Annotated in this window: 22 protein-coding genes; 16 read left to right on the top strand and 6 right to left on the bottom strand. The window is 73.0% G+C overall.

Features of this window, described 5'->3' with window-relative positions; genetic code table 11:
* The first annotated feature begins 95 nt into the window (after positions 1-95).
* Positions 96-428 carry a DUF2218 domain-containing protein gene (locus AMK19_RS32400; RefSeq protein WP_073818847.1) on the top strand — a complete coding sequence of 111 codons (333 nt, stop codon included), beginning with the start codon at positions 96-98 and terminating at the stop codon, positions 426-428.
* A 2-nt stretch (positions 429-430) separates the two neighbouring features.
* On the opposite strand, the gene AMK19_RS32395 is transcribed toward AMK19_RS32400, so the two are convergent.
* The 3 genes from AMK19_RS32395 to gabT form a co-directional block, all read right to left on the bottom strand.
* A complete protein-coding gene (locus tag AMK19_RS32395) occupies positions 431-1510 on the bottom strand; it encodes a glycoside hydrolase family 18 protein (protein WP_143200519.1) in 1080 nt (359 codons plus the stop codon).
* A 121-nt stretch (positions 1511-1631) separates the two neighbouring features.
* Positions 1632-2264 (bottom strand): phosphatase PAP2 family protein, encoded by a 633-nt coding sequence (locus AMK19_RS32390; protein ID WP_073818843.1) that lies wholly within the window; start codon positions 2262-2264, stop codon positions 1632-1634.
* 376 nt (positions 2265-2640) lie between these two features.
* The gene (gabT, locus tag AMK19_RS32385) at positions 2641-3981 is read right to left on the bottom strand and encodes a 4-aminobutyrate--2-oxoglutarate transaminase (RefSeq protein WP_073818842.1); all 1341 of its coding nucleotides are present in this window, start codon (positions 3979-3981) and stop codon (positions 2641-2643) included.
* A gap of 223 nt (positions 3982-4204) precedes the next feature.
* Here gabT and AMK19_RS32380 point away from each other — a divergent pair, with 223 nt between their 5' ends.
* The 7 genes from AMK19_RS32380 (at position 4205) to AMK19_RS32350 (ending at position 14581) form a co-directional block, all read left to right on the top strand.
* Complete coding sequence (locus AMK19_RS32380) at positions 4205-6214, top strand: ATP-binding protein (protein WP_198953512.1); 2010 nt, start codon at positions 4205-4207, stop codon at positions 6212-6214.
* 176 nt (positions 6215-6390) lie between these two features.
* On the top strand, positions 6391-7956 hold the full coding sequence (locus AMK19_RS32375; RefSeq protein WP_073818840.1) for a PucR family transcriptional regulator: 1566 nt from the start codon (positions 6391-6393) through the stop codon (positions 7954-7956).
* Between the two features lie 139 nt (positions 7957-8095).
* Positions 8096-9538 carry an aldehyde dehydrogenase family protein gene (locus tag AMK19_RS32370; protein WP_073818838.1) on the top strand — a complete coding sequence of 481 codons (1443 nt, stop codon included), beginning with the start codon at positions 8096-8098 and terminating at the stop codon, positions 9536-9538.
* Positions 9539-9776: 238 nt separating this feature from the next.
* Positions 9777-11006 carry a 1-deoxy-D-xylulose-5-phosphate reductoisomerase gene (dxr, locus tag AMK19_RS32365; protein WP_073818837.1) on the top strand — a complete coding sequence of 410 codons (1230 nt, stop codon included), beginning with the start codon at positions 9777-9779 and terminating at the stop codon, positions 11004-11006.
* Between the two features lie 25 nt (positions 11007-11031).
* Positions 11032-12339, top strand: a complete 1308-nt coding sequence (locus AMK19_RS32360) for a M50 family metallopeptidase (RefSeq protein ID WP_143200517.1) — start codon at positions 11032-11034, stop codon at positions 12337-12339.
* A gap of 122 nt (positions 12340-12461) precedes the next feature.
* Positions 12462-13622: a flavodoxin-dependent (E)-4-hydroxy-3-methylbut-2-enyl-diphosphate synthase gene (gene ispG / locus AMK19_RS32355; protein ID WP_073818835.1), complete on the top strand. Its 1161-nt coding sequence runs from the start codon at positions 12462-12464 to the stop codon at positions 13620-13622.
* 83 nt (positions 13623-13705) lie between these two features.
* Positions 13706-14581, top strand: a complete 876-nt coding sequence (locus AMK19_RS32350; protein WP_073818833.1) for a GNAT family N-acetyltransferase — start codon at positions 13706-13708, stop codon at positions 14579-14581.
* Positions 14582-14588: 7 nt separating this feature from the next.
* Here AMK19_RS32350 and AMK19_RS32345 read toward each other — a convergent pair whose 3' ends face one another.
* The 3 genes from AMK19_RS32345 to AMK19_RS38355 are packed head-to-tail and all read right to left on the bottom strand — an operon-like array spanning position 14589 to position 17113.
* Positions 14589-15140 (bottom strand): GNAT family N-acetyltransferase, encoded by a 552-nt coding sequence (locus AMK19_RS32345; protein WP_073818831.1) that lies wholly within the window; start codon positions 15138-15140, stop codon positions 14589-14591.
* 49 nt (positions 15141-15189) lie between these two features.
* Complete coding sequence (locus AMK19_RS32340) at positions 15190-16104, bottom strand: aminoglycoside phosphotransferase family protein (protein ID WP_073818829.1); 915 nt, start codon at positions 16102-16104, stop codon at positions 15190-15192.
* Positions 16105-16150: 46 nt separating this feature from the next.
* Positions 16151-17113: a ferritin-like domain-containing protein gene (locus AMK19_RS38355; protein WP_083647546.1), complete on the bottom strand. Its 963-nt coding sequence runs from the start codon at positions 17111-17113 to the stop codon at positions 16151-16153.
* 225 nt (positions 17114-17338) lie between these two features.
* Here AMK19_RS38355 and rimP point away from each other — a divergent pair, with 225 nt between their 5' ends.
* The 8 genes from rimP (at position 17339) to truB (ending at position 25651) form a co-directional block, all read left to right on the top strand.
* Positions 17339-17881 carry a ribosome maturation factor RimP gene (gene rimP / locus AMK19_RS32330; protein WP_073818827.1) on the top strand — a complete coding sequence of 181 codons (543 nt, stop codon included), beginning with the start codon at positions 17339-17341 and terminating at the stop codon, positions 17879-17881.
* Between the two features lie 2 nt (positions 17882-17883).
* Positions 17884-18885, top strand: a complete 1002-nt coding sequence (gene nusA / locus AMK19_RS32325; RefSeq protein WP_073818825.1) for a transcription termination factor NusA — start codon at positions 17884-17886, stop codon at positions 18883-18885.
* A gap of 70 nt (positions 18886-18955) precedes the next feature.
* Positions 18956-19258: a YlxR family protein gene (locus AMK19_RS32320; protein WP_073818871.1), complete on the top strand. Its 303-nt coding sequence runs from the start codon at positions 18956-18958 to the stop codon at positions 19256-19258.
* Between the two features lie 192 nt (positions 19259-19450).
* Entirely contained in the window at positions 19451-22552 is a 3102-nt protein-coding gene (gene infB / locus AMK19_RS32315) for a translation initiation factor IF-2 (RefSeq protein WP_073818823.1), read from the top strand.
* Positions 22553-22676: 124 nt separating this feature from the next.
* Positions 22677-22973 (top strand): DUF503 domain-containing protein, encoded by a 297-nt coding sequence (locus tag AMK19_RS32310; protein WP_073818821.1) that lies wholly within the window; start codon positions 22677-22679, stop codon positions 22971-22973.
* A gap of 144 nt (positions 22974-23117) precedes the next feature.
* Positions 23118-23555: a 30S ribosome-binding factor RbfA gene (rbfA, locus tag AMK19_RS32305; RefSeq protein ID WP_073818819.1), complete on the top strand. Its 438-nt coding sequence runs from the start codon at positions 23118-23120 to the stop codon at positions 23553-23555.
* Positions 23552-24670: a DHH family phosphoesterase gene (locus AMK19_RS32300; protein ID WP_241844696.1), complete on the top strand. Its 1119-nt coding sequence runs from the start codon at positions 23552-23554 to the stop codon at positions 24668-24670. Before rbfA ends, AMK19_RS32300 begins: the two co-directional genes overlap by 4 nt.
* Before the next feature lie 75 nt (positions 24671-24745).
* On the top strand, positions 24746-25651 hold the full coding sequence (truB, locus tag AMK19_RS32295; RefSeq protein ID WP_073818817.1) for a tRNA pseudouridine(55) synthase TruB: 906 nt from the start codon (positions 24746-24748) through the stop codon (positions 25649-25651).
* Positions 25652-25655: the final 4 nt, after the last annotated feature.

Raw genomic sequence — 25655 nt, 5'->3', positions numbered from 1 at the left:
GGCCGATCGGGACGCCGGGAAATATGTTGAGCTTGACTCAGTATTCAAGTAGCTTAGGGCAGCCTAAGTCGCTCGTGCTTCCGAGGAGTCCCGTCATGCCCCGTTCCACCGCCCGCGTCGCCACCGACCGCCCCGGCCGCTACGCCAAGCAGCTCGCCGCCCACATGGGCCGCAAGGTCCCCGCCGAATGGTCCGAGGAGACCGGCCGAGGCACCCTCGCCTTCAAGGCCGGACAGGCCGAACTCACCGCCGAGGAGGGCGCCCTGCTGCTCGCCGTCGAGGGCGCCGCAGAGGACCTCGCCCAGCTGGAGGACGTGGTCGGCCGCCACCTGGTCCGCTTCGGCACCCGCGACGAACTGGTCGTCGCCTGGCAGCGGGACGGCGGCGAGGCCGGCACCGTCCAGCGCCTGACCGGCGAAGAGGCCTGACCTCAGCCCTGCCGCAGCGGCGGCATCGGCACCGGCACCGAGAACGCCGTCGCGCCCGCGCCGACGCCGCCCGCGCAGCCGTTCGGCGGCACCGTGGTCACGCCCCGGGTGGAGGGCTTCTCGGCCGCCCAGAACATGAAGCCCAGCAGGCCCGCACTGGCGCCCGCGCCGTTCGGTGCGGCGTTCTGCACCCAGCTGCCGGTGGCGCTCTGCACCGAATTGGCGAAGCCCGTGCACTCCGGCCGGACCTGCGAGCCCTCCGCGATGTACAGGCTGCCGGTGAACTTGGCCGGCGCCAGCGGCGGGATCGGCGGGCTGTAGGTCGGCTTGCCGTCCAGGTGCTCCTGCCAGTTGGCGATCGCGGTGGATGCCGAGGGCTGCTTGTTGGGCACCATCGCGTTGGCGTAGTCCAGCACCGGGTTCGCGGTGGTCAGCCAGTGCGCGGTCGCGTACTGGTCGATGCCGCTCAGCCAGCGGTCGCCGGCCGCGACGTCGATGGTCAGCCGGGCGGTCGGGTCGGCGCCCGAGGCGTCGTACGGGTGGGCGGCCCGGTAGGCGTCCACGAAGGCCTGCAGGCCCGTCAGGTTCGGGCTGCTGCTGTTCTCGTAGTCGATCTCGACGCCGACCCCGAGCTTCGACGCCAGCGCTGCGGCCTTCTGGCCGAGCAGCGTGCCGTTCCGGGCCAGCGCGGAGTCCCAGTCGCCCGTGTAGGTGATGCCGCCGATGGAGAGCATCACCCGGACGCCGCGGGCCGTGAAGTAGTCCACCACCTGCTGGTTCATGCCCACGGGCACTCCGGCGGCGTCCCCCGCGTCGGTGGTGCCGTCCAGCAGTCGCAGCGGGTTGACGAAGCTCAGCACCACCACGTTCACCGAGGGGCGGCCGTCGCCCCGGTCGATCAGCCAGTGATTGGCGGCGTCGAAGTCCGCCATGTCCCGGACCTTCGCCCAGGTGCAGGCGTCGTTGCTGCAGTGCCAGGCGCCGTAGACCTGCATCGGGGCGGCCGCCGCCGCGGCGCTCGGCGTCGGAAGCGCCGTCACCGCCAGGGCGAGCAGCGAGGCCGCCGCCGAGAGGCGCGTCATGGGCATGACTGGGGAACGCACATTCGCCTCCCGGCGATCGCGTGCGGAGGGGTGGGGAACAGGGTGCGTGCGGGCCGGGAGCGCGTCAATGGCCCGGACAGGGCCACAAATTGACGGTACGTCAGGTGTTGGCGCGGTCGGGCAGCAGGCGCGGGAGGAGGCGGTGCAGGCCGAGCAGCAGCAGGCCCGAGAGGCACCAGCTGGCGACCACGTCCAGCAGCCAGTGGAAGTCGCTCCACACCAGCCCGAAGCCCACCCCCAGGCAGAGAGTCGCGGTGGCCCACCCGACCTGCCGGGCCCGCGCGGGCTCCAGCACCCGGGACAGCAGCAGCGCCGCCGTCCCGTACGCGATCGCCGAGGTCGCGGTGTGGCCCGACGGGTACCAGCCCCACTGGTCCGCGGCCAGCGGCACGTCGAACGGGCCCGGCCGGGCGAACCAGGCCTTGGCCGGCACCACCAGCAGCGGGATCAGCACCGCCGCGGCCACCGCCACCGGCACCGGCGTCCACCAGCGCGGCCGGCCGTCACGCCGGGCCAGCCAGGCCGCCGGCCCCGCGCAGCCCAGCAGCACCGGCACGGCCGGCACCCCGCCGCCCAGGTCGGACAGCGCCACGCCCAAATGGTTCAGCAGTGTGGAGTGCAGCGAGCGGCGGACCTGCCGCACCGCGTCGCGCACCGCCGGGTCGATCCCCAGCAGCGGGCCGTCCACCGCCACCTGCCAGGAGATCACCACCAGCAGCACCGCGAGTGTCATGGGCAGGACAGCAAAAGTCGGCCGCCCCGGAGCAGGGGGGAGAGCTCCGGGGCGGCCAAGGCGATCGCCGCGCCGTGCGGCCCGGGGGGTGTGGGCGGGACGGCCGGTCGATCGGTCCAATGCGTCCGCTTCGACGGCGTCGACGGCGGACGGTGATGGGGGCAGTGGTTGAGGTTCGCTGTCCATCTGTGATGACAGTACGTCAAAGCCGAGGCGCGCCAACGGCCGACGGGCTTTCGTGCACAGCATCTTCACCACCGGCGGGGCAACCTCCACCCGGGTCGAACGACCCGGGTCGAACAGCAGAACGCGCGGGGGCCGGACGGGATCCGCTTCCGTCCGGCCCCCGCGCCGCTCAGGGGGTACTGCCCGGTGCTCAGACGCCCGTGAAGGCCGTCTCCAGGATGTCCAGGCCCTCGACCAGCAGGTGCTCCGGCATCACCAGCGGCGGCAGGAAGCGCAGCACGTTGCCGTAGGTGCCGGCGGTCAGCACGACCAGGCCCTCGGCGTGGCAGGCCTTCGCGATGGCCGCGGTGGCCTCCGCGTTCGGCTCCTTGCCGCCCGGCTTCACCAGCTCGACGGCGATCATCGCGCCGCGACCGCGGACCTCACCGATGATCTCGAACTTCTCCTGCATCGCCCGCAGGCGGCCCAGCATGATCTCGCCGATGCGCTGCGCCTTGCCGTTGAGGTCCTGCTCCTTCATGGTCTCGATGGCGCCCAGCGCGGCCGCACAGGCCACCGGGTTGCCACCGTAGGTGCCACCCAGACCACCGGTCTGCGCGGCGTCCATGATCTCGGCGCGGCCGGTCAGCGCCGACAGCGGCAGACCGCCGGCGATGCCCTTGGCGGTGGTGATCAGGTCCGGGACGATGCCCTCGTCCTCGCACGCGAACCACTGGCCGGTGCGGCAGAAGCCGGTCTGGATCTCGTCCGCGACGAAGACGATGCCGTTGTCCTTCGCGAACTCCACGATCGCCGGCAGGAAGCCCTTGGCCGGCTCGATGAAGCCGCCCTCGCCCTGGATCGGCTCGATGATGATCGCGGCGACGTTCTCGGCGCCGATCTGCTTGTTGATCGCCTCGATGGCCTGCTTGGCGGCCTCGGTCGCGGCGTTCTCCGCGCCCGTCAGCCAGCGGTACGGGTAGGCCACCGGCACGCGGTAGACCTCGGGGGCGAACGGACCGAAGCCCTGCTTGTACGGCATGTTCTTCGCCGTCAGCGCCAGGGTCAGGTTGGTGCGGCCGTGGTAGCCGTGGTCGAAGACCACGATCGCCTGGCGCTTGGTGTGGGCGCGGGCGATCTTCACCGCGTTCTCGACGGCCTCGGAGCCTGAGTTGAACAGCGCGGTCTTCTTCGCGTGGTCGCCCGGGGTCAGCTCGTTCAGCTGCTCCGCAACCGCGACGTAACCCTCGTACGGGGTCACCATGAAGCAGGTGTGGGTGAACGCGGCCAGCTGCTCGGTGGTCTTCTCCACCACGGCCTCGGCGCTGTTGCCCACGTTGGTGACGGCGATGCCCGAACCGAAGTCGATCAGGCGGTTGCCGTCCACGTCCTCCAGCACGCCACCGTTGGCGCGCGAAATGTACACCGGCAGCGTGGTGCCCACGCCCGCGGCCACCGCGCCGAGCTTGCGCGACTGCAGCTCCTGCGACTTCGGGCCGGGGATCGCGGTGACCAGGCGGCGCTCCTGCGGGAGCGGCGTTGCAGCGCTCATCGTGTGTTCTCCAAATTCTCAAGGCGCGGTAAGCGCAGGCTACGACCGGCCCTGTTCGGGCGGCATGCGCCACTCGGTACTGCTGCGCTGTACGAATTGTCCGGCACGGCCAGTGGCCGAAGATCGGCTCCCGCCCCCGGGCCCTCCACTACATTGGCCCCGGGTGTGTCGGTGGGACGGCGGAGCGGGTATGGCACCGCCGGCAACGTAGGAGGGGCCCGAAGTGGAACTGAACGACGCGCGAACCCAGCACCCCCACCTTCCGCCACCCCGCAACCCCTTCCACCTCCCCACCTGGGTCACCGCCCCCCGCCCCCAGGCCCCGCCCGGCGTCTACCGGCAGCACCACGTGCCGTACGACCCGAAGAAGGCGGGGGGTGCGGATGTTGCTGCGGGGCCGCTGTTGTTGCGGGCGGCGCTCAACGTCGCGGTCGGGCTCTTCGTCTACCTCGAAGGCGTTTCCCTGGTCCAGGGGCTGCTGACGACGATGGGCCTCACCTACACCAGCTCCTTCGTCGTCTCCCTCCTCATCGCCGCCGCCGTGAACGTGGCGGTGATCATCGTGGTGTTCATGGTCTTCGGGCGGATGGGTCGCTGGGCCGAGGTGTGGCGCCGCTGGATCGCCCCTGTCCTCTCCCGTACCGTCACCGAGATTCCGCCCGAGCCCGAGGCGGCGCCGGTGGTGGATGTGTGGGCCGAGTTGCGGCCGGTCGGGGAGGTGGTGCGGCGGCTGGAGGGTGAGGTGGTCGGGGATGTGGACTATGTGCGGCTGCACCAGGCGTGGCGGAGTGTCGGGGTCGATGCGGCGGGCCGACAGGAGTTCGCCGTGCAGGTGGGGAGCCGTGGCGCGGCTGCCTGCGCGCACCCCTCGGAGCAGCGCGACCTGCCCGGCGGGAGACGCGCCCGGCACGACCTGATGGTGCGGCAGGTGCGGTTGGGCGTCGCGCAGGACGTGCCGAAGAACCCGGCCACCCATCGCCATGCGGGCTTCGCGCTGGACCCGGCGCTGCTCGGCACCTCGCTGCTCGCGGTGGGCCCGGCCGGCACCGGCAAGACCGCGGCGCTGGCCCGCCCGGTGGCGGAGGCGCTGTGCCTGCAGGCGCTGGCGGGCGCGGCCTGCGCGGTGGTGGTCGGCGCGGCCGACGCGGACCTCGGCCCGGACGACTGGTACGACGTGGTGATCGCCCCCGGCGACCCGTCCGCCCCGTACGGACTGGACCTGTACGGTGCGGCGCCGAATCCGGACGAGGCGGCGGCGCGGTTGGCGGACGCGCTGCTGCCGGACGAGTTGGCGTCGCGCGCGGAGAGTGCGCGGACGTCGATGCAGCAGGTGGTCGGGCCGTTCCGGGCGGCGTACGGCCGTTATCCGGGGGTGCGGGAGCTGCGCGGGCTGCTGTCCGGCGACCGGGACGGGTGGGCGGAGCTCGCGGAGCAGCTGCAGAAGTCGGGCCGGCGGCCGGAGTTCGAGGCGGACCTGCAGCAGCGCGAGCGGATGCACGGCCGGGTGGACGACCCGGGCGCGCTGCTCGCCGACCGGCTGGCGCTGCTGGACCGTCCCGCGCTCGCCGCCGGTTTCTCCGGCGGCCCGGGCGCCAAGCCGGCGTTCGCGATGCGGGCGCTGGAGCACCCGCTGCGGGTGCGGGTGAAGCTGCCCGAGCGGGCGCACCCGGAGGCCGCGCGGATGCTGTCGCGGCTGCTGCTGGGCCAGTTCACCCAGGCCGCCGCCGACCGCGGCGACCGCGAGCTGTTCGCCGGACTGGTGCTGGACGACGCCACCGCCGCCGTGGACGCGCAGACGATCCGCGGCATCCAGCGGCTGCGCGGCGTCAACGCGGGCGTGGTGCTGTTGCTGCGCACGCTGTCCGACCTGCCCGAGGCGCTGCGGGCACCGCTGTTCGGCGCGGTCGGCAACCGGATGGCCTTCCCGGGCATCGCGCCCTGGGACGGCCGGCTGTTCTCCGAGGCCTGGGGCACCCACCTGGTCCGGGAGACCGCCGTCACCCACACCCCGGACACCTCCGGCGGCACGGTGCGCCGGGCCGGCCGGCTGGTGCGCAAGGCGCTGTCCGGCACCACGGCGCAGACCGAGTCGGTCACCACCCGGGACGTCGAGCGGCACCGCTGGTCGCCGTCCGACCTGGCGCACGCGCTGCCGTCCGGGCATGCGGTGATCTCGCTGACCTCGGTGACGGGGGAGCAGGTGCCGCCGCTGCTGGTCGACCTCCGGAGTTAGGGCCTGTCCGGCCTCCGGAGCCGGCGGCGGGTCGCGGAGCGGTCAGCGTTGGGTCACGGAAGGTACGGACCGGCGGATTTCGGCATCCCGGGTTGTCCGGAGCGTCCATAATGGGAGGAGAACCCTCACTCGCCCGGATCGCAACGGCGCGACCAGGTCGAACCACCGAAGGTGCCATGCCCCCCACACTCGCCTCCGTCGTCCGTACCAGCACGCTCCATTTGACGGTCCTGGCCGGCGCGGACCACCTGGAACGCCCGGTCCGCTGGGTGCACACCAGCGAGCTGGACGATCCCACTCCCTTCCTCGAGGGCGGCGAGCTGCTCCTCACCACCGGCATCAAACTGGGCAAGAGCGCCGCCCGGCTGCAGGCCTACGTGCACCGGCTGGCGGACGCCGGCGTGGTCGGGCTCGGGCTGGGGGTCGGCCTGTCGCACACCGAGGTGCCGCAGGCGCTGGTGGACGCGGCCGCGCAGCGCGGGCTGCCGCTGCTGCGGGTGCCCGAGGCGACGCCGTTCATCGCGATCTCCAAGGCGGTCTCCGCGGCGCTGGCCGCCGAGCAGTACGAGGCCGTCACCACCAGTTTCGAGGCGCAGGAGGAGCTGACCCGGGCCGCGCTCGGCAAGGACGGCACCACCGCGATCGTGCGCCGGCTGGCCGCCCGGCTGGGCGGCTGGGCCGCGCTGTACGACGGCTCGGGCGCGCTGTCCGCGGTCGCCCCGGACTGGGCCGCCCGGCGGGCCGGCCGGCTGGCCGCCGAGGTGGACCGGCTGCGCCGCCGCCCCGCGCCGTCCAGCGCCGCGCTGCAGGGCCGGGCCGGCACCATCGACACCGCCGACGAGGACTACGTGGTGGTGCAGTCGCTGGGCGCGGACCGCCGCCCGCGCGGCTTCCTCGCAGTCGGCACCGAGGACCGCATCACCCCGACCGAGCGGTACGTGCTGAACGCCGCCGTCGCGCTGCTCACCCTCACCCTGGAGCGCTCCCGGGAGCTGCGGCAGGCCGAGGAGAAGATGGGCGCGGCGCTGCTGCGGATGGTGCTGGCCGGCGAGGTCGGCACCGCCCGGCAGGTCGCGTCGGGGCTGTTCGGCGGCCTGCCCGAGGGCACCGTCCGGGTGCTGGTGGCCGCCGCCGGCCCCGGCCCGGAGGCGGCCGAGGCGCTCGGCGAGCTCGGCGACCGCGTCGAGCAGGCCGGCGGCAAGGTCGGCGAGAAGCTGCTGGTGGCCCGCGAGGACGGCGCGCACGGGCCGCGCCTGACCGTGCTCGCCATCGACAACGGCTCGGTGCACCGGGCCTGCCTGGGCGCGGTCGAGGAGCACGAGGGCCTGGCGCTCGGCGTCTCCGCCCCGGCCGCGCTGGAGGACGCCGGCACCGCGCAGGCCCAGGCCGAGCGCGCTCTCGCGGTCGCCCAGCGCGGCGGCCGCCGCACCGTCGACCACGAGGAGGTCGGCGCGGGCTCGCTGCTGCCGCTGCTCGGCGAGGAGGCCGTCACCGCGTTCGCCGAGGGCCTGCTGCGCCCGCTGCGCGACCACGACCGCACCGCCCGCGGCGACCTGGTGGCCTCGCTGCGGGCCTGGCTGTCCCGGCACGGGCAGTGGGACGCGGCCGCCGCCGACCTCGGCGTGCACCGGCACACGCTGCGGTACCGGATGCGGCGGGTCGAGGAGCTGCTGGGCCGCTCGCTGGACGACACGGACGTCCGGATGGAGCTGTGGCTGGCGCTGCGGGCGGGCGAGGACTGAGCCCCGCCCCGGACGGCCCTGTCCTGTCCGTAGTAATCGAACGGGTGCTTTCCACCCGTCCGTCCAATCGGAAAGCCGTCCCCCTCCCCCTACCGTGAATGGGAAAGCGAAGTCTTCGAGGGAAGGGGCCGGTGCGACCGTGACCACCACGTACGAGTTCTGGTTGGCCGGGCAGCGCGCGAGCGGTGAGACGGACTTCGAGGTCCGCCACCCGCACGACAACAGCCTGGTGGCGAAGGTCAGTGTGCCGACCGACGCGCAGGTCGAGGAGGCCGTCGCGGCCGCCGCCGCCGCTGTTCCGGTGTTCGCCGCGACCCCGGCGCACGTGCGCGCCGCCGCGCTGGACCACGTCGCCAAGCGGCTGACGGAGCGCACCGAGGAGATCGCCCAGCTGATCACCGCCGAGAACGGCAAGCCGATCAAGTGGGCGCGCGGCGAGATGGGCCGTGCCGTGTCGGTGTTCCGCTGGGCCGCCGAGGAGGCCCGCCGCACCAACGGCGAGACCATGCGGCTGGACACCGACCCGGGCGGCACCGGTCGCTACGCGCTGGTGCGCCGCTTCCCGCGCGGCGTCGTGCTGGGCATCGCGCCGTTCAACTTCCCGCTGAACCTGGTGGCCCACAAGCTGGCCCCGGCGATCGCGGTCGGCGCGCCGATCATCCTGAAGCCCGCCCCGGCCACCCCGCTCTCCGCCATGGTGCTGGGCGAGATCCTGGCCGAGACGGACCTGCCGGTGGGCTCCTGGAGCATCCTGCCGGTCGAGAACGCCAAGATGCCCGCGCTGGTGCAGGACAAGCGCCTGCCGGTGATCTCCTTCACCGGTTCGGACAAGGTCGGCTACCAGATCATGGACTCGGTGCCGCGCAAGCACGTCACCCTGGAGCTCGGCGGCAACGCCGCGGCCGTGGTGCTGGCGGACTGGAGCTCCGAGGCGGACCTCGACTGGGCCGCGAGCCGGATCGCGCTGTTCGCGAACTACCAGGGCGGCCAGTCCTGCATCTCGGTGCAGCGGGTGATCGCCGACGCGACCGTCTACGACCGCCTGGTCGAGAAGGTCGTCGCCAAGGTGCAGGCGCAGGTCACCGGCGACCCGCGGGACGCGGCCACCGACGTGGGCCCGCTGGTGGACGAGAACGCCGCCAAGCGCGTCGAGTCCTGGATCGAGGACGCCGTCGCCAAGGGCGCCAAGCTGCTCACCGGCGGCAAGCGGGACGGCGCGGCCGTCGAGCCGACCGTGCTCGCCGAGATGCCGGCGGACGCCATCCTGGCCACCTGCGAGGTGTTCGGCCCGGTGCTGTCGCTGCACAAGGTGTCCTCCACCGAGGAGGCCTTCGCGATGGTCAACGACTCCGACTTCGGCCTGCAGGCCGGCGTCTTCACGCACGACGTGCAGACCGCCTTCCGCGCCCACCGCGAGCTGGAGGTCGGCGGCGTGGTCATCGGCGACGCGCCGTCCTACCGCGCCGACCAGATGCCGTACGGCGGCGTGAAGGACTCCGGCGTGGGCCGCGAGGGCGTCCGCTACGCGATGGACGACTTCACCTTCGAGAAGGTCATGGTGCTGACCGGCCTCGACCTCTGATCGAGCCCGGACCCGACGCCCCGTCACCGCATCTGCGGCGGCGGGGCGTCGGCCTGCCTCGACACGCTTCCGGCGGATGCCGCCGGGGAGCGCGGCCCGCCGCCCGCGGTGGAGTTCTCGATCGGACTGCGCGGCGTCGTAGGCGTGTTCGAGTGGGTGGCCCCGGTCGACGGCGGGGCCGCCGGGAAGCTCCGGACATGGCGGTGACCACCGCGTAGCACAGGCCACAATGGGGGGCATGAATTCGCTCGCCCACCCGCAGCTGCGCTTCACCCCGACCGTCGCCGACCCGGACGGGCCGCGGGAGTTGGTCATCCTCGGCTCCACCGGCTCGATCGGCACCCAGGCCATCGACGTGGTGCTCCGCAACCCGGACCGGTTCAGGGTGGTCGCGCTGTCCGCCGCCGGCGGACGGGTGGAGCTGCTCGCCGAGCAGGCCGTCGCGCTGGGCGTGCACACCGTCGCGGTGGCCGACCCGGCCGCCGAGCGGCCGCTGCGCGAGGCGCTGGCCGCCAAGGCGCAGGGCGCCCCGCTGCCGCAGGTGCTGGCGGGCCCGGACGCGGCCACCGAGCTGGCCGCGACGGAGTGCCACTCGGTGCTGAACGGCATCACCGGCTCGATCGGCCTGGCGCCGACGCTGGCCGCGTTGCGGGCCGGCCGGGTGCTGGTGCTGGCGAACAAGGAGTCGCTGATCGTCGGCGGCCCGCTGGTGAAGGCCGTGGCGCAGCCCGGCCAGATCGTGCCGGTCGACTCCGAGCACGCCGCGCTGTTCCAGGCGCTGGCCGGCGGCACCCGCGCCGAGGTCCGCAAGCTGGTGGTGACGGCCAGCGGCGGCCCGTTCCGCAACCGCACCCGCGAGCAGCTGGCCGGCGTCACGCCGTCCGACGCGCTGGCGCACCCGACCTGGGCGATGGGCCCGGTCGTGACGATCAACTCGGCGACCCTGGTGAACAAGGGCCTGGAGGTGATCGAGGCGCACCTGCTGTACGACGTGCCCTTCGACCGGATCGAGGTGGTCGTCCATCCGCAGTCGGTCGTTCATTCGATGGTGGAATTCCTGGACGGCTCCACGCTCGCCCAGGCCAGCCCGCCGGACATGCGGATGCCGATCGCGCTCGGCCTCGGCTGGCCGGACCGGGTGCCGGACGCCGCCCCCGGCTGCGACTGGACCAAGGCCGCGACCTGGGAGTTCTTCCCGCTCGACAACGAGGCCTTCCCGGCCGTCGAGCTCGCCCGCGAGGTGGGTACGCTCGGCGGGACCGCCCCGGCGGTCTTCAACGCCGCCAACGAGGAATGTGTGGACGCTTTCCTGAAGGGCGCTCTGCCCTTCACCGGAATCGTGGACACTGTGGCGAAGGTGGTCGCCGAACACGGCGCCCCCCGGGCGGGAACTTCGCTCACGGTGGAGGACGTACTCCACGCGGAGAGCTGGGCCCGGGCCCGGGCCCGCGAACTGGCGGCAGGCTGAGCGGTAGGACGACGGAGGCGACGCGGTGGACAAGCTGATGTGGGTGCTGGGCGTCCTGATCTTCGTGATCGGGTTGCTCTTCTCGATCGCCTGGCACGAGCTCGGCCACCTCTCCACCGCGAAGCTGTTCGGCATCCGGGTGCCGCAGTACATGGTCGGCTTCGGCAAGACCATCTGGTCGACCAAGCGGGGCGAGACCGAGTACGGCCTGAAGGCGATCCCGTTCGGCGGCTACATCCGGATGATCGGCATGTTCCCGCCCGGCGCGGACGGCCGGATAACGAAGCGTTCCAGCTCGCCCTGGCGATCGATGATCGAGGACGCCCGGGAGGCCTCCTACGAGGAGGTCCGGTCCGGCGACGAGACCCGGCTGTTCTACACCCGCAAGCCGTGGAAGCGCGTCATCGTGATGTTCGCCGGCCCGGGCATGAACCTGATCCTGTCGATCGGCCTGTTCCTGACGCTGTTCATGGGCATCGGCATCCAGCAGTCGGTGCCCACCGTGCAGTCCGTCAGTGAGTGCGTGGTGCCGGTCAGCCAGAAGACCGACACCTGCAAGCCGGAGGACGCGAAGTCCCCGGCCAACCTGGCGGGCCTGCGGGCCGGCGACACCGTGCTGAGCTTCGGCGGGGTGCAGATCCACGACTACCCGCAGCTGTCCAACCTGATCCGGGACTCGGCGGGCAAGCAGGTCGCCATCGAGGTCCGCCACAAGGACGGCGGCCTCGCCACGCTGAACGCCGACATCACCACCAACACGCTGCAGGCGCTGGACAAGGACAACAACCCGGTCAAGGGGCAGACCGTCACCGCGGGCTTCCTCGGCATCACCCCCGCCACCGGCGTGCACCACCTGTCGCTCGGCGAGAGCGTCGACCAGATGGACTCGATGGCCCGGCACAGCGTCGAGTCGCTGGCCCAGCTGCCCGGCAAGATCCCCGGCCTGTGGCACGCCGTGGTCGACGGCGCCCCGCGCGAGACCGACTCGCCGATCGGCATGGTCGGCGCCGCCCGGCTCGGCGGCGACGTGTTCGCGATGGACCTGCCCGCCACCCAGCAGCTCGCGTTCTTCGTCCAACTGCTGGCCGGCATCAACCTGATGCTGTTCCTGTTCAACATGCTGCCGCTGCTCCCGCTGGACGGCGGACACATCGCCGGCGCCCTGTGGGAGTCGCTGCGCCGCGGCGTCGCCCGGGTGCTGCGCCGCCCCGACCCCGGACCGTTCGACGTGGCCCGGCTGATGCCGCTGGCCTACGTGGTCGCCGGGGTGTTCATCTGCTTCACGGCCCTGGTGATGGCCGCCGACATCATCAACCCGGTGCGCATCAACTAGCCGCGCGCCACCCACGGCCGGGTGTGCTCCGCCACCCGGCCGTGCCGTACCGTTGGACGCCGGGCGCGCCGGATGCGGCGCGCGTCGGCTCACCGAATTTCTGCAGAGGAAACACTGCGCACATGACCGCGATCTCGCTCGGTATCCCCTCCCTGCCGCTCAAGCCGCTGGCCAAGCGCCGGTACTCGCGGCAGATCATGGTCGGCAACGTACCGGTGGGCGGTGACGCGCCGGTCTCGGTGCAGTCGATGACCACCACGCTGACCTCCGACGTCAACGCGACGCTCCAGCAGATCGCCGAGCTGACCGCCTCGGGCTGCCAGATCGTCCGGGTCGCGGTCCCCTCGCAGGACGACGCCGACGCGCTGCCGATCATCGCCAGGAAGTCGCAGATCCCGGTGATCGCCGACATCCACTTCCAGCCCAAGTACGTGTTCGCCGCGATCGACGCCGGCTGCGCCGCGGTGCGCGTCAACCCCGGCAACATCAAGGCCTTCGACGACAAGGTCGGCGAGATCGCCAAGGCCGCCAAGGGCGCCGGCGTGCCGATCCGGATCGGCGTCAACGCCGGCTCCCTCGACAAGCGCCTGCTGGAGAAGTACGGCCGGGCCACCCCCGAGGCGCTGGTCGAGTCCGCGCTGTGGGAGTGCTCGCTGTTCGAGGAGCACGACTTCCGCGACATCAAGATCTCGGTCAAGCACAACGACCCGGTCGTGATGATCAACGCCTACCGCCAGCTCGCCGCCGCCTGTGACTACCCGCTGCACCTGGGCGTCACCGAGGCCGGCCCCGCCTTCCAGGGCACCATCAAGTCCGCCGTGGCGTTCGGCGCGCTGCTCGCCGAGGGCATCGGCGACACCATCCGGGTCTCGCTGTCCGCCCCGCCGGCCGAGGAGATCAAGGTCGGCAACCAGATCCTGGAGTCGCTCGGCCTGCGCCAGCGCGGCCTGGAGATCGTCTCCTGCCCGTCCTGCGGCCGCGCCCAGGTGGACGTCTACAAGCTCGCCGAGGAGGTCACCGCCGGCCTGGAGGGCATGGAGGTGCCGCTGCGGGTGGCCGTCATGGGCTGCGTCGTCAACGGCCCCGGCGAGGCCCGCGAGGCCGACCTCGGCGTCGCCTCCGGCAACGGCAAGGGCCAGATCTTCGTCAAGGGCGAGGTGATCAAGACCGTGCCCGAGTCGAAGATCGTCGAGACCCTGATCGAAGAGGCCATGAAGCTGGCCGAGCAGATGCAGGAAGAGGGCGTCGAGTCCGGCGCCCCCGTCGTCGTGGCCGCCGAGTGACGGTCTGAAGTTCCCGGCGGGACCGCTTCTTTCGGCGGTCCCGCCCGCTGCGAGAGGTGCCTCCCGTGCTCGATCGAGGTGTGATGCTGCCCGGCCCGTTCCAGGTCGCCCGGGCGCTGGCCGCAACCCGCGTGCTGGAGACGTCCGACCTCGACGACGCGCTGGAGATCCTGCGCCGCGACCCGGTCGCCAACGCCTTCGTCGCCACCCGGGTGGAGGCCGTCGGCCTCGACCCGTGGCGGCTCGGCGGCGAGATGTGGGGCTGGCACGACGCCGACGGGCGACTCGAATCGCTCTGCTACGCCGGCGCCAACCTCGTCCCCGTCAACGCCGGCCCGGAGGCCGTCCGGGCCTTCGCCGAACGCGCCCGCCGACAGGGTCGCCGCTGCTCCTCGATCGTCGGCCCGGCCGACGCCGCCGCCGCCCTGTGGGCGCTGCTGGAACGCTCCTGGGGCCCGGCCCGCGAGGTGCGCGGCCACCAGCCGCTGATGGCCACCTCCACGCCCGTCACCGACGTCGAACCCGACCCGCTGGTGCGACGGGTGCAGCGCTCCCAGATCGAGGCGCTGATCCCCGCCTGCGTCGCCATGTTCACCGAGGAGGTCGGGATCTCCCCGCTGGCCGGCGACGGCGGCCTGCTCTACCAGGCCCGGGTCGCCGAACTGGTCTCCTCCGGACGGTCGTTCGCGCGTTTCGACGAGGACGGCAAGGTCGTCTTCAAGGCCGAGATCGGCGCCGTCACGGCCGGGGCCTGCCAGGTCCAGGGCGTCTGGGTGGCCCCCGAGCACCGTGGCAGGAAACTCTCCGAGAGCGGCATGGCCACCGTGGTCAACACCGCGCTCGCCGAGGTCGCCCCGGTGGTGTCGCTGTACGTCAACGACTTCAACCTGCGGGCCCGCGCCGCCTACCGCCGGGTCGGCTTCCGCGAGGTCGGCACCTTCATGAGCGTGCTGTTCTGACGGGCCCTCAGGCCTCGGCCGGGTCGCGCAGCGGCAGGTGGGCGCCCATCACCGCGTACGGCCGGGCCGTGTTCGGGAAACGCACCGCCGGCGCGAGGTCCCGGTAGCCGAGCGAGCGGTACAGCCGGCGTGCCGGCGTCTCCGCGTCGATCGCCGACAGGATCGAACGGTCCAGACCCGAGTGCCCGCACAGGGTGCGGATCAGCCGGGTGCCCACCCCCAGGCCCTGGAACTCGGGCAGCACGTGCAGCTCCGTCACCGCGAACACCCCGTCCAGCCAGCTCTCGTGGCCACGCGCCGCCAGGTACGGCTCGATCACCGTCGACCACCAGTGGGTGCGCTGATTGGGCATCCCGTAGCCGAACCCGACCAACCGGCCCTCCGCCATCGCCCCCAGCGCAAGCACCCCCGGCTGCAACGCGTGCCGGCCGACGATCGGCAGCCGCACCGCCACCTCCTGCGGACCCAGCCCGAACGCGACCGCCTGGACCTCCAGCACGGCAGGCGCCCACGCCGCCAGGTCGATGGCCTCGATCGTCACCCCGGTGCGCTGCTCCATGAAGCGGGACGTTACTACCTGCCGTCGCGGGCGGACGCGCGGCCCGTCCTCACAGCCAGGCCGCGAACTCCAGATGGAGCTCCGCGCCCGCCGAGTCGCCCCGGGCGAGCGCCGCCAACGCGGTGTCCACGGCCCGCAGCAGGGTCCAGGCCCGCACCCGGTCGGCGGGCAGCTCCACCGCCTCCGACAGCTGCGCCAGCCGCCGCCGGGCCGCACCGCGCGGGCCCGGTGCGGCCGCCAGCGTCTCCACCCGGTCCAGCACCAGGCGGGCCAGGTCGAACGCCCGGTCGCCGACCACCGGACGTGGACCGACCGCCAGCCACGGCGAACGGTCGGCGGCCAGCACCCGCCCGTGGTGGAAGTCCCCGTGCAGCAGCCACCCGCCGCCGTCCGCGGCCAACGCCACCGCCTCCAGCGCCTCGTCCACCAGCGGCCCCGCGTCGGCCGCGCCCGGCAGCGTCCGCCGCTCGGCGATCCGCGCGGCCAGTCCGTCGGCGTGCTCGGCGAGGGCGGTGAACGCGTGCCCGGCCGGCGGCTCGACCCAGAGGCGGCGCAGCAGGCTGGTCGCCTCCAGGGTGGCCTTCGCCTCCACCAGTGAACGCAGCGGGATCTCGCCGTGCAGCCGCTCCAGCAGCAGCGTCCGGTCGGCGTCGGCGAGCAGCAGCACGGCCCCGCGACCGGCCCAGACCCGCAGCGCCGCCGCCTCGCCCGCCGGGTCGGCGGACGGCCGCACCGCCTTCACCGCCACCGGCGTACGGTCCTCGACCCGGTACCCGTACCCGACCAGCCCACGGCCCCCGCCGGGCTCGGCCACCCGCTCCAACACCAGCCCCCAGTCGGCCAGTTGACGCACCAACCGGCCGGGCAGCGCGGCCAGCCACGCCGCCTCGACGGGATCACCCCCAGCCCGGACCGACGCGGCCAGACGCTCGGGGACGGTGAACTGCGGAGGCTGTGCGGACATGCCGCCATCATCGCGCAGAGCGGCGACGCGGACGGCGAGACAGGCCCTAGCCGGCGCCGGGGCCGGCGCCGGTGGTCGGGGCGGGGTCGGCGGGTTCGGCGGGGGTGAGGCCGGGGAGGGCGGGGAGGTCGGCGCCCCAGTGGGCGGCGCGGAGGGTGCATTCGCGGAGGGCGGTGGCAGCCTGCGGGCGCAGTGCGGTGCTGGCGCACAGGTCGGCGTAGGCGGCGGTGAGTTGGATCTCCAGGTGGGCGGCCAGTTGGCCGGCGGTGGCGGCGTCCTTGACGGGGAACGGCAGCCGGTAGCCGGGTGCGGCGGCGGTGGGGGAGGCGCCGCCGGCGGCGAGCAGGCGCTGCCAGGCGTCCCGGCGGGACTGGTGGGCGGCGTAGGCGGCGCGCCCGTCCTCGCGCTGCGGGCCGGCCGGCAGGAACGCGCCGACCACGCCGTACCCGTACACGGCGGCGTGCTCGGCGGCGAGCGCGGACTGGAGCGCCTCGGTGTCGGCGGCGGCCAATGCGGAGGGTGCGGGTGAGGGCCCGTCGGCGGCGATCGGCCCGGTGTCGCCGAGGGCGGCGGCGTGCGCGGCGCCGGCGGCGGCGGCCGAGGCGAGCGTCCTGGCGAGGGCGGGGGAGGCGGCGGCCAGGTCGGCCAACCGCAGGCCCGCGGTGCGGAGTTCGGCGGCGGCCAGGTCGGCGACGGTGCGGGCGGCGGGCGAGGCGGCCGAGGGGGAGGCCGCGGGCGAGGAGGCGGGCAGCGACTGGGCGAGCGCCTCGCGGTGCTGGACGACGTCGTCGCGCAGGTTGCCGAGCCGGTCCGCGTCGCCGGGGTTCGCCGCGAGCACCGCGTCGTAGTCGGCGAGCAGCGCGTCGGTGGCGGCGAGTTGGCGCAGTCGCAGCGGCCGGTCGGCGTCCTCGGCGGCGGGTCGCCGGGCCCTGTCGGGGCCGGAGGTGCAGCCGCACAGCAGGGCGAGCGCCCCGAGGGTCAGGAAGGACCGCCGTGTGGGCGCGGGCATCGGCACTCCAGCGTGTTCGTGGGGCCGGACGCCCCCGTCGGGAGAATCTCTACCGGAGCCGGGCACTCCCGGCGAAAGCTCGGACAGTACCGGGTGGTTGTGACGTTGCTCGCAGCGGGGTGGCCGGGGCCCGGGTCGGAATCGGCGGTTCGGGGGTTGACCGGATAGGCTTCCACCTGAGTTAGCACCTCTGACAACAGCAGACGCGGCCGAGGAGTCACCCGGATGAGCACCACCCCCACTGACCGGCTGCGCACATTGCTGGAGCCGCTGGCCGCCGAGGCAGGGTTGGATCTCGAAGAGGTCAAGGTGACCCAGGCCGGCAGCCGCCGCCAGGTGCAGATCGACGTGGACGCCGACGGCGGCGTCGACCTGGACGCGATCGCGGAGTTCTCCCGCCTGGTCGGCCAGGCGCTGGACGAGTCCGACCTGATGGGCGACGCCGCGTACCTGCTGGAGGTCGGTTCGCCGGGCGCCGAGCGCCCGCTGAACGAGCCGCGGCACTGGCGCCGGGCGACCGGCCGGCTGGCGGCGATCAAGCTGGTGGACGGCGCGGAACTGACCGCGCGGGTGCTGGAGAGCGACGAGGACGGCGCGCTGGTCGAGGTGCAGCCGGTGAAGGGGCGCGGCCGCCCCAAGGAGCGCCGACTGGAGTTCGCGGAGATCGCGCGGGCCCGGGTGCAGGTCGAGTTCAACCGCAAGGACGAGGAACTGCTCGACGCCGCCGCCGACATCGCGGACACGGACGAAGAGGAAGAGGAGGCGTAATCGTGGACATCGACATGAGTGCCCTGCGCGGGCTGGTCACCGAGAAGGGCGTGCCGTTCGACCTGCTGGTCGAGTCGATCGAGTCGGCCCTCCTCATCGCGTACCACCGCACCGAGGGCTCGCGCCGCCGCGCGCGGGTGGAGCTGAACCGCAAGAGCGGCCACGTGACGGTGTGGGCCCTGGAGGACGCGGCCGAGCTGGACGAGGGCGTGGAGCCCAAGGAGTTCGACGACACCCCGAGCGGGTTCGGCCGGATCGCCGCCTCCACCGCCAAGCAGGTCATCCTGCAGCGGCTGCGGGACGCTGCGGACGACAAGACCTTCGGCGAGTACGCCGGCAAGGAGGGCGACATCGTCACCGGTGTCGTCCAGCAGGGCAACGACCCGAAGAACATCCTGGTCGACATCGGCAAGCTGGAGGCCATCCTGCCGCCGCAGGAGCAGGTCCCGGGCGAGGACTACCGGCACGGCACCCGCCTGAAGTGCTACGTGGTGGGCGTGCGTCGCGGTGTCCGCGGCCCGTCCGTGACCCTGTCGCGGACCCACCCGAGCCTGGTGAAGCGCCTGTTCGCGCTGGAGGTCCCGGAGATCGCGGACGGCTCGGTGGAGATCGCGGCGATCGCCCGCGAGGCCGGCCACCGCACCAAGATCGCGGTGTGGTCGCGTCGCCAGGGCCTGAACGCGAAGGGCGCCTGCATCGGCCCGAACGGCATGCGGGTGCGCGGCGTGATGGCCGAGCTGCACGGCGAGAAGATCGACATCGTGGACTGGTCGGAGGACCCGGCCGAGATGGTCGCGGCCGCGCTGTCGCCCGCGCGGGTGACCAAGGTCGAGATCGTCGACCTGGCGCAGCGGTCCGCCCGGGTGATCGTGCCGGACTACCAGCTGTCGCTGGCGATCGGCAAGGAGGGGCAGAACGCCCGCCTCGCCGCCCGTCTCACCGGCTGGCGGATCGACATCCGTCCGGACACCGAAGTCCCGGTTGAGGACTCGTCGAGCCGGTAGCAAGCGTTGTTCCCAGCCTCCGGAGATCTACTCGGCGGCGGCGAGTCCCTTCGGAGGGGTAGACTTGAGCGTGTCTGGCCGGACGTATGCCCGTGCATGCCCTGAACGCACCTGCGTGGGCTGCCGCAAGCGAGCGGCCAAGCATGAGCTGCTGCGTGTCGTGGCGGGCGAGGGCGAGTGTGTCCCCGATCCCCGCGCCACACTGCCGGGCCGGGGCGCGTATCTGCATCCCGTACCGAACTGCCTCGACCTCGCGGTCCGCCGCCGGGCGTTCCCGAGGGCCTTCCGGGTCCAGGGCACGCTCGAACCCGGTGCCCTGCGGGAGTACGTCGGGGCAGGAGCAAGTCCGGCCGACGGTCAGTTGGCCCACTGACGGGCCTTGCGTCCGGCAACACGCACCAGCGCACGGCAGTGGGTACATCGCCGTGTGCCACAAAGTCAGGTACCTCGCGAGATGGAAGTAGGTCGAGATTGCGATGAGCACTCGATGAGTACGCGATGAGTACGCCCATGAAGTAGCGACAGTCCGGCGGACGAATACCCCGGACGTATAGACAGGAGCGAAGTGGCTAAGGTCCGGGTTTACGAACTCGCCAAGGAGCTGGGTCTGGAGAGCAAGGCCGTCATGGCCAAGCTCACCGAGCTGGGCGAGTTCGTGCGTTCGGCGTCCTCGACGATCGAGGCGCCGGTCGTGCGCAAGTTGACTGACGCTTTGGGAGCGACCCCGCCGTCCGGCGGCGCGTCCTCCGCGAAGCCTGGCCCGCGGAAGCCCGCGGCGCCCCAGCCGTCCGGCACCGCCGGTTCGGCCGCACCCAAGCCGGGTGCCCCCACCCCCGGCCCGCGTCCGACCGTGACGCCGGGCCCCCGTCCGACCACTCCCGCGCCCGCCGCGGGCTCGGCTGCGCCGAAGCCCGCCGGGGCGCCGACCCCGGGTCCGCGCCCGGCTGCCCGTCCGGCTTCGCCGGCCGCGCCTGCCGCGCCCGCCCCGGCGGCCGAGTTCTCCTCCCCGGCTCCGGCCGGTGAGGCTCCGGCGCGTCCGGCCGCCCCGCGGCCGGCTCCGGCCAACCCCGCGGCCCGTCCGGGCCCGCGTCCGGCCGGTCCGCGTCCGGGCAACAACCCCTTCACCTCGGGTGGCGCGTCGGGCATGGCCCGTCCGTCCTCCCCGCGTCCGGGCGGTCAGTCCGGCGAGCGCGGCCAGCGTCCGGGTGCTCCGGGCGCCGGTGCTCCGCGTCCGGGTGGTCCGGCCGGCGAGCGCGGTCCCCGTCCCAGTGGCGAGCGCGGTCCCCGTTCCGGCGGTCCGGGTGCGGGTGCCCCCCGTCCGGGCGGTGCCCCGGCCGGTGAGCGCGGTCCCCGTCCCGGTGGCGCCCCGCGTCCCGGTGCTCCGGGTGCCGGTGCTCCGCGTCCCGACGGCATGCCCCGTCCGGCCGGTCCGCGCCCCGGCGCGCCGAGCCCGTCCGGCATGCCCCGTCCGAACCCCGGCATGATGCCGCAGCGTCCGGGCCCGCGTCCGGGTCCGGGTGCCGGTGCGCGTCCGGGTGGTCCCGGTGCGCGTCCGGGTGCTCCGGGTGGCGCCCGTCCGGGCTTCCAGGGCCGTCCGGCCGGTCCGGGCTCGCGTCCGGCCGGTGGCGGCTTCGGCGGTCCCCGTCCGGGTGGCACCGGTGGCGGCGGCTTCGGCGGCGGCGGTGCCCGTCCCGGTGGCTTCGGCGGTCGTCCCGGCGGCCCGGGTGCCCGTGGTGGCACGCAGGGTGCGTTCGGTCGCGGCCCCGGTGGCCGTCCGGCGCGTGGCCGGAAGTCGAAGCGCGCGAAGCGCCAGGAGTACGAGGCCATGCAGGCCCCGTCCGTCGGCGGTGTGATGCTGCCGCGCGGCAACGGTTCGACCGTTCGCCTGTCGCGCGGTGCGTCGCTGACGGACTTCGCGGAGAAGATCAACGCCAACCCGGCCGCGCTCGTCTCCGTCATGTTCAACCTCGGTGAGATGGTCACCGCCACCCAGTCGGTCTCCGACGCCACGCTGCAGCTGCTGGCGGACGAGATGGGCTTCGTGCTGGAGATCGTCAGCCGGGACGACGAGGACCGTGAGCTGCTGGAGTCGTTCGACATCGACTTCGGTGTCGACGAGGGCGACGAGGAGCAGCTGGCTCCGCGTCCGCCGGTGGTGACCGTCATGGGTCACGTCGACCACGGTAAGACCCGACTGCTGGACGCGATCCGCAAGACCAACGTGGTCGCGGGCGAGGCCGGCGGCATCACCCAGCACATCGGTGCCTACCAGGTGGTCACCGAGGTGAACGGCGAACAGCGTCCGATCACCTTCCTCGACACCCCGGGTCACGAGGCGTTCTCCGCCATGCGTGCCCGTGGTGCCAAGTCCACCGACATCGCGATCCTGGTGGTCGCGGCCAACGACGGTGTCATGCCGCAGACGGTCGAGGCGCTCAACCACGCCAAGGCCGCCGGTGTGCCGATCGTGGTCGCCGTCAACAAGATCGACGTCGAGGGCGCCGACCCGACCAAGGTCCGCGGTCAGCTGACCGAGTTCGGTCTGGTGGCCGAGGAGTACGGCGGCGAGACCATGTTCGTCGACATCTCCGCCCGCCAGGGCCTCAACATCGAGGAACTGCTGGAGGCCGTGGTCCTGACCGCGGACGCCTCGCTCGACCTGCGCGCCAACCCCGAGCAGGACGCCCAGGGCATCGCGATCGAAGCCCACCTGGACAAGGGCCGCGGCGCCATGGCGACGCTGCTCGTCCAGCGCGGCACCCTGCGGGTCGGCGACTCGATCGTCGTCGGCGACTCCTACGGCCGCGTCCGCGCGATGCTGGACGAGAACGGCAACAGCCTCTCCGAGGCCGGCCCGTCCCGTCCGGTGCTGCTGCTCGGTCTGACCTCGGTGCCCCGCGCCGGCGACAGCTTCATCGTCGTCGACGAGGACCGCACCGCCCGTCAGATCGCCGAGAAGCGCGCCGCCCGCGACCGCAACGCCTCGATGGCCCAGCGTCGCGTCCGCGTGTCGCTGGAGGGCTTCGAGGCCGCGCTGGCCGCCGGCAACATCGAGAAGCTCAACCTCATCATCAAGGGTGACGTCTCCGGTTCGGTCGAGGCCCTGGAAGACGCTCTCGTCAAGCTGGACGTGGGCGAAGAGGTCGAGCTGCGGGTCCTGCACCGCGGTGTGGGTGCCATCACCGAGTCCGACGTGGACCTGGCGATGGGCTCGGACGCCATCATCATCGGCTTCAACGTGCGCGCCGAGGGGCGTGCCCGTACCGCGGCCGAGCGCGAAGGCGTCGACATCCGGTACTACTCGGTCATCTACCAGGCGATCGAGGAGATCGAGGCCGCGCTCAAGGGCCTGCTCAAGCCCGAGTACGAGGAGGTGCGCCTCGGCTCCGCGGAGATCCGCGAGGTGTTCCGCTCCTCCAAGTTCGGCAACATCGCCGGTGTCCTGGTGCGCGAAGGCATCATCCGCCGCAACACCAAGGCCCGCCTGCTGCGCGACGGCAAGGTCGTGGCGGAGAACCTCAACATCGAGGGTCTGCGCCGCTTCAAGGACGACGCGACCGAGGTCCGCGAGGGCTTCGAGGCCGGTGTCACGCTGGGCTCGTTCAACGACATCAAGATCGAGGATGTCATCGAGACCTACGAGATGCGCGAGAAGCCGCGCGCGTAACGGCTGCTGACCGGGGTCGGCCGACGGGGTGCAGTTATCCCGTCGACCGGCCCCGGCCGCGCTGTTAGGGTCCTGGCTGTCGGGAATCCTTCGAGGCCCCCAGGCCGGCCAGGCCTGTCACTACATGTATGTAGGTACTCTCACCTTCGACCTGCTCCTCGGCGACGTTCACTCGCTGAAGGAGAAGCGGTCGATCGTGCGGCCCATCGTGGCCGAACTGCAGCGCAAGTACAGCGTGTGCGCCGCAGAGGTCGGGAACCAGGATCTGCACCGCAGGGCCGAGATCGGCGTTGCGGTGGTGTCCGGCGACGCCGGGTACGTCAACGAGATCCTGGACAGCTGTGAGCGGCTCGTGGCGGGCCGCCCCGAGGTGATGCTGCTCTCCGCGAGGAGGCGCCACCACCACGACGACGACGAATGACCTGCGGGCGTCACCACTGTCACACCCGCATCGGAACCGGAGCGCCCACAAGGCTGGGCGCGGGCGGGTACGTTGGGGAGATGGCCCCACCGGGTCGAGGTCATGACCCGGGTACGCGCCTACTGCACGAGGAGGCAAGGCAACGTGACCGACACCGCAAGGGCGCGCAAGCTCGCGGACCGCATTCAGGTGGTCGTGGCGGAGACCCTGCAACGCCGGATCAAGGACCCGCGACTCGGGTACGTCACCATCACCGACGCCCGGGTGACGGGTGACCTGCGCGAGGCCACCGTCTTCTACACCGTCTACGGCGACGAGACCGAGCGGGAGTCCAGCGCGGCCGCGCTGGAGAGCGCCAAGGGCATCCTGCGCTCCGAGGTCGGCAAGCAGACCGGGGTGCGGTTCACGCCGACCCTGACCTTCGTCGCCGACGCCCTGCCGGACAACGCCCGGAACATCGACGACCTGCTGGACAAGGCCCGGGCTTCCGACGCCGCCGTCCGCACCGTCGCTGCCGGGGCCGACTACGCAGGCGAGGCCGACCCGTACAAGTCGGCCCGCGACGACGACGAGGACGAGTGACCACGGCCGGAATCCCGGCCGAGTCCGGCGCCGCGGGGGCGGTCTCCACTGTCGAGGTGGAGACCGCCCTCGCGGTGTTTCCGGGCCCGCGCAGCGGGTCGTCGACCCCCGAGCCCGGCCGGCCGTTCGAGGCCGCCTGGGCGCGGACCCTGGAACTGATCGCCGGCACCGACGAGATCGACCTGATCTGCCACATCTGCCCCGACGGCGACGCGCTGGGCTCCGCGCTGGCCGCCGCGCTGGCGCTGCGCGGCCTCGGCAAGCGGGTGCGGGTGTCGTTCGGCGACGACCCGCAGATCATTCCCGAGTCGCTGTCCTTCCTGCCCGGGCAGGAGCTGATCGTCCCGGCCGCCGCGGTGCCCGACGCACCCGCGCTGGTGCTGGCCTTCGACGCCGCCTCCGAGGAACGGCTCGGCCTGCTGCGCGACAAGGCGTTCGCCGCCGCCGACCTGGTCGTCCTCGACCACCACGCCTCCAACCCCGGCTTCGGCGACGTCCGGCTGATCGACCCGTCCGCGCCCGCCACCGCCGTCCTGGTCGACGAGCTGCTGCGGCGGCTGGGCGTCCAGCCGGACCGGGCGATCGCGGCCTGCCTGTACACCGGCATCGCCACCGACACCGGCTCGTTCAAGTACCGGGCCACCACGCCCGCCACCCACGAGATGGCCGGGCGGATGCTGGCCACCGGGATCCGGCACGACCTGATCTCCCGGCAGCTGTGGGACACCACCTCGTTCGGCTACCTGAAGGTGCTCGCCGGGGCGCTGGAGCGCGCCGTGTTCGAGCCCGAGGAGGCCGGCGGGCACGGGCTGGTGTGGACCTGGGTGCCGTACCAGGACCTCGCGCTGTTCGGCGTCACCGTCGAGGAGATCGAGGGCCTGATCGACGTGCTGCGCAAACCCGCCGAGGCGGACGTCGCGCTGGTGCTCAAGCAGGACCCGGACGGCACCCTGCGCGGCTCCTGCCGCTCCCGGGGCGCGGTCGACGTGGCCGCGGCGTGCGCCCGGATGGACGGCGGCGGGCACGTCTTCGCGGCCGGGTTCTCGGCCCGCGCCGGGGTGCCGGAGACCGTCGAACGGTTCCGGGCGGCGTTGGCGGAGGAGACCGCGCGCTAGGCTCGTCCGGTTCGGTGGACGGTCCGCGCAAGGCGGTTGCGCAGAGAATGCGCACGGATTTTGGAACGATGAGCGATGAAGCGTAAAGGGACGGGCCCCGACGGGCTGGTCATCGTCGACAAGCCGGAGGGCATCACCTCGCACGGCGTGGTCGCCAAACTCCGGTGGCTGGCCGGCACCCGCAAGGTCGGGCACGCCGGCACCCTCGACCCGATGGCCACCGGCGTGCTGGTGATCGGCGTCGAGCGGGCCACCCGGCTGCTCGGGCATCTGATGCTCACCGCCAAGACCTACGACGCCACCGTCCGGCTCGGGCAGACCACGATCACCGACGACCGGGAGGGCGAGGTCACCGCCTCCGCCCCCGCCGACGGGGTGGCGCGGGAGGCGATCGACGCCGAGATCGCGAAGCTCACCGGCGAGATCATGCAGGTGCCGTCCAAGGTCAGCGCCATCAAGATCGACGGCAAGCGCTCGTACGCGCGGGTCCGTGAGGGCGAGGACTTCGAACTCGCCGCCCGGCCGACCACCGTGCACTCCTTCACGGTGCACGAGGTGCGCCCCGCGGTCGCCGAGGACGGCACGCCGGTGCTCGACCTCGACGTCACCGTCGAGTGCTCCTCCGGCACGTACATCCGCGCGCTGGCCCGCGACCTGGGCGCCGCGCTCGGCGTCGGCGGGCACCTGACCATGCTGCGGCGCACCAAGGTCGGGCCGTACTCGGTCGAATCGGCGCACACCATCGAGCAGTTGGAGGAGAAGCTGGAGGTCCTGCCGATCGCCGAGGCCGCCGCGGCCGCGTTCCCGCGCTGGGACATCGACGCCGACCAGGCCAAGCTGCTCTCCAACGGCGTGCGGCTGCCCGCGCCCGGCCTCGGCGTGGACGGGCCGATCGCGGTCTTCGACCCGGACGGCCGGTTCCTGGCGCTGGTCGAGGAGCACGGCGGCAAGGCCAAGCCGGTCGCGGTGTTCGTCGGCTGACGCG

Source organism: Kitasatospora sp. CB01950 (assembly GCF_001905465.1).
In the GTDB taxonomy this organism is placed as follows: domain Bacteria; phylum Actinomycetota; class Actinomycetes; order Streptomycetales; family Streptomycetaceae; genus Kitasatospora.
The sequence above is the reverse complement of the archived record's forward strand: the minus strand, read 5'-3'. Positions and strand labels throughout refer to the sequence as shown.